An 11,256-nucleotide genomic window follows, 5' to 3' on the forward strand; every position below is an offset into this window, starting at 1 on the left:
ATCCGGTTATTTTTCAGTAGTGTTGTGTAAAACCGTTCTGGAATCAAATGGTTTCCGGTGATAACGAAATGCATATATATGTCAATTTTCTTTCACAAGCCGTTTGCAATTTCAGGTGATAAAACAAATAATTATCCCACTGCCAGCTCAGCTTTTTTATTTTAAAGGGGATCTTATGAAGTATCCTGTCACCTTGACATGTGGTGCGTTGTGGTTAGCCAGCGTCTCTTCTCTCGCCTGGGCGGCAGATGTCCCTCCCGGCACCGTATTAGCGGAAAAACAGGTGCTGGTGCGGCACATTAAAGACGAGCCCGCCACCTTAGATCCCGCCAAAGCCGTCGGTCTGCCAGAAATTCAGGTGATCCGCGATCTTTTTGAAGGATTAGTCAATCAGGATGCGCGCGGCAACCTTATCCCTGGCGTGGCGTCGCGCTGGCAGAGCAATGATAACCGTGTCTGGACCTTTACCCTGCGCGATAACGCCCGCTGGTCCGACGGGACGCCGGTGACGGCGGAAGATTTTGTCTATAGCTGGCGACGTCTGGTGGACCCTAAAACGACCTCACCGTTTGCGTGGTTTGCTGCGCTGGCCGGTATTATCAATGCGCAAAATATTATTGACGGTAAGGCCGCGCCAGAGAGTCTCGGCGTCACGGCCGTGGATGCGCGGACTTTGCGCGTTCAGCTGGACAAACCGCTGCCCTGGTTCAGCAAGCTGACGGCCAGTTTTGCTTTTTACCCGGTGCAGAAAGCCAACGTGGAGAGCGGCGACAACTGGACGCGTCCGGGAAATCTGATTGGTAACGGCGCGTATGTATTAAAAGATCGCGTAGTCAATGAAAAGCTGGTGGTGGTTCCCAATAGGCACTACTGGGATAACGGCAAGACGGTGATTCAGCAGGTCACTTTTGTGCCGATCAATCAGGAGTCGGCGGCTACCAAACGCTATCTGGCTGGCGATATTGATATTACCGAATCGTTCCCGAAAAACCTGTATCACAAATTGCTGAAGGATATCCCGGGCCAGGTCTATACCCCGCCGCAACTGGGCACCTATTATTACGCGTTTAATACCCGGAAGGGGCCAACCGCCGATGAACGTGTGCGGCTGGCGCTGAGTATGACCATTGACCGTCGTTTGATGGCGGAGAAAATTCTGGGTACCGGTGAGAAACCGGCATGGCGCTTTACGCCGGATGTTACAGCGGGCTTTACGCCGCAGCCGATGCAATTTGAGAGCATGAGTCAGGCGGAGCTGAACGCTCAGGCGAAAGCGCTGCTGCAGGCGGCGGGATATGGTCCGAACCGTCCGCTGAAGCTGACGCTGTTGTATAACACTTCGGAAAACCACCAGAAAATCGCTATCGCGGTGGCGTCAATGTGGAAGAAAAATCTGGGCGTCGAAGTGGCGTTGCAAAATCAGGAGTGGAAAACCTATATTGACAGCCGTAATACCGGCAACTTCGATGTGATTCGTGCATCGTGGGTAGGGGACTATAACGAGCCGTCCACTTTCCTGTCGCTGCTGACCTCGACGCACAGCGGCAATATTTCTCGTTTCAACGATCCGGCCTATGACAAAATCCTTGCCCAGGCGGCGCAGGAAACCTCGGAAAAAGCGCGTAATGATGCGTACAATGCGGCGGAAAAAATCATTATGGCGAAAGCACCTATCGCGCCAATTTATCAGTACACCAACGGGCGCCTGATTAAACCGTGGCTGAAAGGGTATCCGATAACCAACCCGGAAGATGTGGCTTATAGCCGCACGATGTATATTGTGCGGCACTGACAATTGACTAGCTCAATATAACCTTTGATAACCATAGCCAGAGCACTTAAGAGCGCGATTTATCGCGCTTTTATCTCTATTTAACCATCGTTTTGCAGATAAAATCCTCACCATTCCCGCCGAAAAACGGTCTTTGTAGAATAGCCGTTGCGGGAGTTGGCTCCCGATTTGGGCTAATTTTTATCGTAGCCCGGACGGTGAGAGTTGCCTCAACGCTGATTTTCTTCAGCAGACGATCGAACTGGCTGAGAACGCCAGGGATTTTGAGATTTTTGGCCGGTTCGTTAGCCCAAGCCTGCAACTGTTTTTCGTTCATAAAGCAACCTGCTTTTGATGTTGGATTGAACATATCAAAATCAGGCAATTATACAAATTGATGTACAGGCTCTTCATTGCTGAATGTCGGGTGTTTATATTTTAATTCATCCTTGATAAAACTCAATTACCAATTACCAATTACCAATTATCGTCCCGGTAATCAAAAGAGATAAAGTAGTTGAATTGACTCATGTCGATTCCATTTTCAAACTATGGTTGTAATATCGCTGTCCATGACTTTTCAACATCAAAATAGCCATTATTAATATTATCCTATAAAGGCAACCTCAGACTTTCATTTCTCTCAAAGCTATTTTAAATATTGCGTTTTGGGTCGGGGCCTTTTACCTGTTTACCCGTTTTCGTCATTCACAAATCTCTATCTTCATTTCAAACCGTAGATGCGGTCTTCCATGACACAGGTCCCGTAGGGCGCTGGATTTACCCACCCGGTAGCTGGATTTTCCCCTATATATCCAGACGCGTTTTCTCTCTTATGGCTGCGATAACTTTCTGCATATATATTCCCGTGGTGAGTGATATCCCAGCGCGCTGAGCGTCAGATGATGCCGACGTGCGCAGGCGTTAAGGGCGAGGCTGGTTTCGCGGTCAAGAGACAGAGCTAATCGGCGGCTTTTACAGCGATGTTCCGTTGAAAAAAGACGCGGAGCAGGGGGAAGCGTCGGTAATTGCGCCTGCCACCAGAGACGGTCGCGCGTTCTGAGCGTCTGCAACTGCGGATCGTGAAGACGCTGGTCCAGATAGTGAAACCATGCCACCTCATGTCGCGGAATAATATCGTCGGGCGGCGAGGCATAAAAACGCGCCAGATCCTCCATAACGATGCGAAATGACCCGGCATCAGCGGCGATCATGTCCAGATCGATATGCAGCCGGCTTTTCCCTTCCGGCAGCAATGAGAGGCTGATTTCACACGGCACGCCCCGGTCGCGCAGCAGCTGCTGGTTCTCCATGCGCTGACGTTTCTCCGCCAGCCGGGTCTGGATGTCTTCGCCGGTGCAGTGGCGGTAATCATCAAGACCCGTCGGAGGATGCTCCGCCACTACGTACTGCTGCCCCTCATCGCTGATGCGCAATCGCAGCATGGGGTGGCGGGCATACAGCGCGTTTATGGCCTGCCGGAAGCGCGCGCTGTCATGAATAAATCCGTCAAATTCGGCGTATAAGTGAGCGGCAACGCCGCCCAGCGCCTGGGGCGATTGCCTGCCGACCCAGGAAGCCGCCTGCATTGGAGTCAATGATTTCATTGGATATCTTTCCTGATTAAGCCAACGGAAACGCCCTGAATATATCGCACAGAAATACGAATGAAAATGATAATTATTATTCTTAATATTGATGTTTATTCAAAAGAAAGGCTATGATGCGATGGTTTACGATGGGTTAATTGCTGACCAAAGGGCTGAACGCGCCGATCGGAAGAGTGGCAGAGGGAGCAGGCAAAAAATGAACGTTTGTAGGGAAAAACAACGCCACTGGTTTAAGAGCGTCATGTGGGCGCTCGGACTGGTCATGTTCGCGGGGCAATGCGTCGCACAGGGATGGCCGAGAACGTTTCATAATGCCGATGACACGGTCACGTCGATTCCTCAGCAGCCCAAACGCATATTATCGACCGCCGTCAGCGTCACCGGAACCCTGCTGGCGATTGATGCGCCGGTTGTCGCCAGCGCCACAGCGGTGAACGGTCAGTTCTTCGGCCAGTGGCAGGACGTCGCAAAAGCCAAAAAGGTCGCGAAGGTGTGGCCGGCGGGCAGCGTCGATCTGGAACAGGCGTGGGCCGCAGCGCCGGATTTAATTGTGGTATCAATCAATGGCGCGGATTCCGCGCGGGCACAGCTGGCGGATTTACAGGCCATTGCGCCGGTTATCGTGGTCAATTACGGCAATCAGACCTGGCAGGATCTGGCGCGCCAGTTGGGTGACGCGCTGGGGCTGGAGCAACAGGCCGCCGCACGTATTGCCGGTTTCGATGCGCTGATCGCCAGCACCAGAACGCGGATTCGCCTGCCGGAAGGGCAAGCCAATATTATCAATTTCAATGGGCCGGGCACTGTCAATCCCGTGGCGACACCGGAAAGCGTTCACGCGCGGCTGTTGCAATCACTGGGATTCACCCTCGAAGCGCCCGACCCCGCATGGCAAAGTCATCTCACCCGCTCGGGCGATTTTATCTGGGTTGAATATGAAAACCTGACCCAGCTGAAAGCCGAAACAACCTTTTTGCTGAGCGCCAGCGATGTGCGCATAGACGAATTTATCAACGATCCTCTGTTACAGCGTTTGCCTTCTTCTCGCGCCCGCCAGGTCTACAGCCTGGGGCCTCACGCTTTTCGCGTCGATTTCTACAGCGCCAGTGAAATGGTTAAGGCGATCGCCGATCGTTTTGTCGTTGAAACGCCGTCCGCTGCGGCCACGCCGGAGGCGCGCTGAGATGTTTGCGCAGCGTCCGGGACGTGGGATGCGAAGTGCAGGGCTGGGCGGTGGTTTTCTTATTCTGTTGATGCTGGGTTTCTCCAGTCTCTGGTTTGGTTCGCGGACGATCCAGCCTGCGGTGATCTGGCAGGCGTTGACGCAGTTCGATCCGCAAAACAGCGCGCATCTGCTGGTCTGGCATTTACGCCTGCCGCGCACGCTGCTGGCGATGGTGGTTGGCGCGGCGCTTGGCGGAGCCGGGGTGATAATGCAGACGCTGACCCGCAATCCACTGGCGGACCCCGGTCTGTTAGGCGTTAACGCGGGCGCCACGCTGGCGATTGTGCTGTCGATTGCCTTTTTAAATGTCACCAGCGTCAGCAGTTATATGGTATTCGGTGTGGCTGGCGCCGGGGTTATCAGTATTCTGGTATTTATGATGGGCGGCCTGAACCATGCCAATCCGATTCGTATCGTGCTGGCCGGCGCGGCTCTGACTATCGTTCTGCTGAGTCTGACGCAACTGGTTATTCTGAACAGCGACGCCGATGCCTTCGACAGGTTTCGTCACTGGGTGACGGGCGCGTTGCAGGGACGGGGGTATGACGTGCTGCTGCCGGTCTCGATACTTGCGTGTGTTGGCATTATTCTGGCGCTGGCGGGAGGGCGAATGCTGGACGTGGCGGCACTGGGGCTGGACACTGGACGCGCGCTTGGCATTAATCCTCATGTGCTCGCTGGGATCTCTGCCGCGATCATCGTCATTCTGGCGGGGGCGGCCACGGCAACGGCCGGGCCGATCGGCTTTGTCGGTCTCACCGCGCCCCATTTTGCACGGGCTTTTGTCGGCTCGGGACACCGTCTGCTGCTGCCGTGGGCGATGATGTTCTCTGCAATACTGGTACTCAGCGCGGATATTCTCGGGCGGATGATTGGTCATCCCGGCGAGATTGGCGTCGGCATTATGGCAGCGTTAATCGGCGGACCGTTCTTCGTGCTGCTGGTTAAACGCTGGCAGGGGGCGCGCGTATGAGACAGAGGGCCGGATGGGTGTGCGCCGCCATGGCGCTGTTGCTTGGGGTGACGGGCCTGTATGCCTTGCTGGTCGGGCGTTTTATGCTTCCCGTGGAGTCGGCCTTCCAGGCGCTGCGGGGAGAAGGCGATCCGACGGCGCAGCATATTGTCAGGATGATCCGTTTGCCCCGCGTCCTGACCGCCATTCTGGTTGGCTTTGCGTTAGGCGTTTCCGGCGCGCTCTTTCAGTCGGTATCGAAAAATGTGCTGGGTTCCCCGGACGTGATCGGTTTTACCACCGGCGCAGCGACAGGGGCGATTATCCAGATCATTTTGTTTGACGGAAACCCGGTCGCCATTGTGCTTTCTGCCATGGCCGGCGGGTTCGCCACCGCGCTGCTGGTCTATTATCTGGCGCGCCATTATGGCGTGGTGAAGGGCCAGCGACTGGTGCTGATGGGGATCGGCGTCGGAGCGGTACTCAGCGCGCTTAATGCGTTGCTGCTGGTGAAAGGTGATATCGACAATGCCGTGGCCGCCACGCTCTGGCTGGCCGGTACCACGCAGGGACGCAACTGGTATCACGTGGCGCCGGTGGGGTTAAGCCTTCTGGTGCTGCTTCCGGCCATTGTTCTGCACGCCAGAGCGATAAATATCATGGCGATGGGCGATGATATTGCCAGCCAGCTTGGGGTGCGCGTTGAGCGGACGCGAAGAACGGCAATGTTCTGCGCCGTCACGCTGGCCGCGGTGGCCACCAGCGCGACAGGGCCAATCGCGTTTATTGCCCTGATTGCGCCGCAGCTGGCGTTACGCTTAACCAGAACGCCGGGATTGCCGGTTTTCAGCGCCGGGCTGGCTGGCAGTTGCCTGCTTCTGGGTGCCGATATGCTTACGCAAATTCAGCCGCTGGCATTAACCCTTCCCGTTGGCCTAATGACCGGGATTATCGGCGGCGTTTATTTACTTATTCTGCTGTTGCGAATGCCTTCCTTTTAGGAGGCATTTTTTCAGGCGGGTTCGGTGCGTCTGATGAGAAAGTAAGTCACTCATAATAAGGCCGTCAGGCTGCCAATATAAAGCAATGTGTTCTTTGTCGCTCAATCTAACAATAAGCAAATTTAGTGCGCCTTTTGGGAAAGGAGAAAACAATGAGCGAACCAGAGAGTGATAAAGCACAACAGATATTTTTAAAATACCGACGCCGTAGTACGGCGCAGAAATACCCTGTTCCTTACGCAATATTTGGCTTATATGTATTTGCCGCCGGAGACGTCATGGCCGCAGAAGAAGTATCTCGGCGTGACGATAATTCTCAAACGGATACGATTGTGGTCACCGGAGAGAAAGTGACCCGGACGCTCTACGATACCAGCGGCAGCGTCGAGGTATTTGATGACGCACGTATTAATGCGATGCCGGGCGCGTCCCAGGTCTCGGATCTCTTAAAAATGACCGCCAACGTTGTCGATACCGGTATCGGCAACGATCTGCCGACGATTCGCGGTATCGACGGCTCAGGCCCGGCAAACGGGGCGAATGCTTTCCTGAATGGCACCCGGCCGCGGTTGAATCTTTCGCTGGACGGGCGTTCCCTGACCTACAACGAGCTGGCGTTTGGGCCGCAATCCTTGTGGGATATGGAGCGGGTTGAGGTCTGGCGCGGACCGCAAAGCTATATCCAGGGGCGCAACGCGATTGCAGGCGCCGTGGTGATGACCAGTAAAGATCCGACCTTCGACTGGGAATCCTCAGTGAAGGCGGGCGGCGGGAATCAAAGCTCTACCGTGGCTTCCGCGATGTTATCCGGGCCGATTATTGAAGATCAACTGGCGTTTCGTCTCAGCGCCGATAGGCAGCGGCGCGACAGCTTCGTCAATTTAATCTCCTACGATCCGGTGGGCGATCCGCGGGAAATTGAAGCCACCAATCTGCGCGGCAAGTTATTATTCAACCCGGCCGGGCTTCGCGAACTCACCACTAAACTGACCGTTAACCACTTTGACAGTCGGGCGCCGCAGAATGAGACGCTGAGTCCGAAAAATCATGTCAGCGCTCGTTTCGACCCGCGGCGTCCGGTGTTTGAGACCACCTCGACCAGCGGTATCTGGGATCTGGCCTGGGAAGCCTCGGAAAGCCTCAGCCTGGAGAACAAGCTGATCTACACCGATTTTGACAACCACCGCCGCACCGTAGAAAGCCTGCCGTGGGCCAATATTGACGGGAAAGAGTTTCAGACCGAGCCGCTGGCCCGCTTTGGCGTCAAAGGCGATACCCTGCGCGGACTGGTGGGTGCGCGTTATTTCCACGCCTCGCAGGATGAGTTTGTGAACCTGTTTGGCGGCAGCAAGTTCAAGGATAAAACGGAAACCTACTCGGCGTTTGGTGAACTGACCTGGGCCGTGACCTCAGAGGTGGATATCACCGCCGCAAGCCGCGTCGAGCGCGAGCATCGTCAGCGCAAAGGCGGTGCGACCCGGAAGGTGGATTTTGATGAAACCTGGGACGTGTTCCTGCCGAAACTTGATATTGCCTGGAAACCGTTACCGCAACAGACGTTAGGCATGAAGGTGTCGCGAGGATATAACGCCGGCGGGGCGGGAATGACCTTTGTCGCGCCGTTAATTAACTATACCTACGATCCTGAATATGTCTGGAGCTATGAATTATACAGCCGTCACGGGATCAGTGACTGGAATCTGGAATTAACCAGCAACCTGTTTTACAACGATTATAAAGATATGCAGTTACCGTATTATCTTAATTCCAACAGCAGTTCGATGGTGATCAGAAATGCGGATAAAGTCGAAACGTACGGCGCGGAACTGGGCGCTATCTGGAAACCAACGCTGGATTTTGAACTGAACAGTTCCGTTGGGGTTTTAAAAACCAGGATTAAAAAATTCTCCAGCAGCGGAATAGACGGACATGAATTACCGCGAGCACCGTCATTAACGGCAAACCTCGGCGCGAAATATATGCTGATGCCCGGACTGGAATTGAGCGGAGACGTTCGCTTTACCGATACCTATTATTCCCAGTATGACAACGATACCCGGGGCGAAATTCCCTCGTCATGGATAGCGAATATGCAGGTGGCTTATACCTTCACCCATGGCCGCGTCAGCGTCTTTGCGCAAAACCTGTTTGATTCTGACAAGCGAATTATGGTGATCGACAACGATGTTTCGACGGCGGTGTTGCAGCGCCCACGTCTTGTCGGCGTTGCCGTGCAACTGGATTTCTGAGGCGAAAAGCGTGGGGGAGGTTCGGCTCCCCCAAATATCAACACGATCTGGCGAGGTGGGCAGTTCGCCTGAGAGGGGCTCATGAGTACGATTTTTTATCAGTCCGGCACGCAGCGTACTGAAAAGGCCAGCGAGGCTGAAGAACAGATCTGGTTTGAGCATCAACAGCAGCAGCATGGTGAAAGCCAGCATTGCTTTGCCTGGACGCTCGATAGCCGCGTCGATACCGGGCGTTTAGTGAATGCGCTCTTATGGCCGACTCGGTGGGCGGCCCGGACGTAACGATGGCATCCCTGCGCGAGAAGATGGACATCGCCCAACAGGAAGGACTACAACATTTATGAACCCAATGGACCACATTCAGCTTAGCGATATTCAACGTATCTATCCTGCGACGACGGTGGTTGAGCTGGTCTTCAGCGACGCGCAACAGGCGTTGTTTGTCAGCGCGCCGGACTGGGAAGATGAAACGCAGTCGCGGGTGCTGCGCATTAATCCGCAGACGCTCAGCGTGGAAGCGGAGATCGCATTGCCGGTAAAAGGATTCGGCGTGGCGCTGGACGATAAGCGCGGCTTGCTTTATCTCACGCAGGGTTTTAATGGCTCGGTGGCGGTGGTGGATATCTGCAAGAACCGGCTTATCGCCACCATCCCGCTGATGGAAGAGGTCGTTTTTGAGCAACGTTACCAGCAGGAGGGCATTTCCGGCGCGCGGCTGGCGTTTTTGATGCGCGAACTGGCGCGCTTTGGCGTCAGTGAGGGCTATCCCTGGAAGCTTCGCGAACTGGTGTTTGATCCGGTCACGGAGCGGCTGTTTTTGCCGGGACTGGGGCTCGGGATCGACAGCGTTTTATTTGTTATCGATACCCGCGAGCGCAGGCTGGAAAAAGTGCTGCCGGGCTTTCGCTATAACGTCGTAGGCATCACGCTGGATCGCCAGGGGAGGAGAGTGTTTGTGTCGAATATGCAGGGACAGCTTTTCGTTGTCGATCCGGACACGCTGAGCATCGTTCATTGCCATGAGGTGGCGGCCGATCAGTTACTGAATATGATTTATGACCGCCGTCAGAACAGACTGTTTGGTGTGGATCAGGGAATCGATCGCCGAGACTGGCGGAACAACCATCTTGAACGGGACTACATTTCGCGCAGTCAGGGGCATGAAGTTTTTGTGCTCAATGCGGATACGGCTGAAATTATCGCCCGGATGGCGACGGATGAAATACCTATCGGTCTGGTATGGGATGATGAGCAAGAACGACTTTATGTTGCGAACCGGCGAGGGATACGCGTCGATAAGGGGGAAGGAACGCTTACTGTCTTTAATACTCGCAATTATACGAGAGTGCAGACACTACAAATTCCCCCTCATCCTAATAGTCTGGCGTTCGACACGGAGAAAAAATATCTATTTCTCACCGTGAAGAATGACGAAACGTTAATTCGGGATAAGCAACCAGAATGTGTTGCTCGCCTTCGTTTGATTAAAAAGACGGTAGAATAACTTTACAGACTGCTATCTGCCTATCACTACAATATGACGTTGCGCTGACTTCATATCATGGATTTAAGCAGGGCAGTCAATGCCAGTGACGGTAAAAATAACGGTAAGTTAATGTGATATTATAAATATCTATACTCTAAATAATTCGAGTTGCAGGAAGGCGGCAAGAGAGCAAATCCCCAGGAACATAGATAGCTATGTGACTGGGGTGAGCGAGCACAGCCAACACACATGCAACTTGAAGTATGACGAGTATATAATTATCACATCGTTATGGTGTCATTCTATAGTTCGGTACGAGAGCCCCCGCCAGGCGCATGGTTTTTCATGGTGCCGCCTGGCCTGCTTTTTTTGTAACATCTGAAAACTAAATGAGATACACTTGCATTAACGAAATCATTATCCGGTAACATTTTGCTCGGGCGCACTCATTTTCTCTCCATTGCAGCGTGGTTGGCTCTGTTTTCAGTAGCCATGTTGTTTGTTGCGCCTGTGATTTCCAAAGCGTTAGTACACCGTAATGTCTGTCAGCAAACGCTCGTTGCCGGGATGCGCGGCGTGCCTGAGGTAGAGCGCGGCATGGCAATGAATATGCCAGAAATGCATCACGGCGTGGTCCCGTCAGCGACCTGCGATAAAAGCGCCGCAATGGATCATCTCATGAGTTCGGGTCAGGTGATGTCTCCGATGGAAGAGATTGCCTGTGGATATTGTCTGCTCCTGATTCATTTGCCTTTTGTCGCGTTTTTACTGACCGTACTGCTCTGGCTGATGTTGTTTTGCCCACGCCGGGCTCCGGTTTTACAAATCGTTTTTACGCCGGTCTTCCGCGCCTGGGCGCCACAATGCGCGCGTGCGCCGCCTTCTGTTTTTCTGTCTGCGATGTAATAAATCACAAAAATTTGCGTCTCTGTCTGCCCGTTTCAGCGCTGGCAGGATGAGTT

At 53.8% G+C, this 11,256-nt stretch carries 10 protein-coding genes and 1 pseudogene; 8 read left to right on the top strand and 3 right to left on the bottom strand.

From position 1 onward, the window contains the following. Positions 1-175 precede the first annotated feature (175 nt). On the top strand, positions 176-1,792 hold the full coding sequence (locus FE839_RS20970) for a peptide ABC transporter substrate-binding protein (RefSeq protein WP_138362700.1): 1,617 nt from the start codon (positions 176-178) through the stop codon (positions 1,790-1,792). A gap of 76 nt (positions 1,793-1,868) precedes the next feature. Here FE839_RS20970 and FE839_RS24715 read toward each other — a convergent pair whose 3' ends face one another. From FE839_RS24715 to FE839_RS20975, 3 genes and pseudogenes are all read right to left on the bottom strand, one after another. Further along, entirely contained in the window at positions 1,869-2,108 is a 240-nt protein-coding gene (locus FE839_RS24715; RefSeq protein ID WP_171034934.1) for a hypothetical protein, read from the bottom strand. Positions 2,109-2,320: 212 nt separating this feature from the next. Then, a pseudogene (locus FE839_RS25050) lies at positions 2,321-2,380 on the bottom strand (colicin E3-like toxin immunity protein); the annotation flags it as partial. Positions 2,381-2,604: 224 nt separating this feature from the next. After that, the gene (locus FE839_RS20975) at positions 2,605-3,378 is read right to left on the bottom strand and encodes a condensation domain-containing protein (protein WP_241675658.1); all 774 of its coding nucleotides are present in this window, start codon (positions 3,376-3,378) and stop codon (positions 2,605-2,607) included. Between the two features lie 199 nt (positions 3,379-3,577). Here FE839_RS20975 and fepB point away from each other — a divergent pair, with 199 nt between their 5' ends. From fepB to FE839_RS21010, 7 genes are all read left to right on the top strand, one after another. After that, a complete protein-coding gene (gene fepB / locus FE839_RS20980; RefSeq protein ID WP_102602497.1) occupies positions 3,578-4,564 on the top strand; it encodes a Fe2+-enterobactin ABC transporter substrate-binding protein in 987 nt (328 codons plus the stop codon). A 28-nt stretch (positions 4,565-4,592) separates the two neighbouring features. Continuing rightward, a complete protein-coding gene (locus FE839_RS20985) occupies positions 4,593-5,579 on the top strand; it encodes a FecCD family ABC transporter permease (protein WP_241675659.1) in 987 nt (328 codons plus the stop codon). Then, entirely contained in the window at positions 5,576-6,559 is a 984-nt protein-coding gene (locus FE839_RS20990) for a FecCD family ABC transporter permease (protein ID WP_138362702.1), read from the top strand. The genes FE839_RS20985 and FE839_RS20990 overlap by 4 nt, the downstream gene beginning before the upstream one ends. Positions 6,560-6,711: 152 nt before the next feature. Beyond that, positions 6,712-8,808: a TonB-dependent receptor gene (locus FE839_RS20995; protein WP_138362703.1), complete on the top strand. Its 2,097-nt coding sequence runs from the start codon at positions 6,712-6,714 to the stop codon at positions 8,806-8,808. An 81-nt stretch (positions 8,809-8,889) separates the two neighbouring features. After that, positions 8,890-9,090: a hypothetical protein gene (locus tag FE839_RS21000; protein ID WP_138362704.1), complete on the top strand. Its 201-nt coding sequence runs from the start codon at positions 8,890-8,892 to the stop codon at positions 9,088-9,090. Between the two features lie 58 nt (positions 9,091-9,148). Then, positions 9,149-10,312: a YncE family protein gene (locus FE839_RS21005; protein WP_138362705.1), complete on the top strand. Its 1,164-nt coding sequence runs from the start codon at positions 9,149-9,151 to the stop codon at positions 10,310-10,312. Positions 10,313-10,726: 414 nt separating this feature from the next. After that, entirely contained in the window at positions 10,727-11,200 is a 474-nt protein-coding gene (locus tag FE839_RS21010) for a DUF2946 domain-containing protein (protein WP_241675660.1), read from the top strand. The last annotated feature ends 56 nt before the right edge of the window (positions 11,201-11,256 follow it).

The organism is Klebsiella indica (assembly GCF_005860775.1).
Lineage (GTDB): Bacteria > Pseudomonadota > Gammaproteobacteria > Enterobacterales > Enterobacteriaceae > Klebsiella > Klebsiella indica.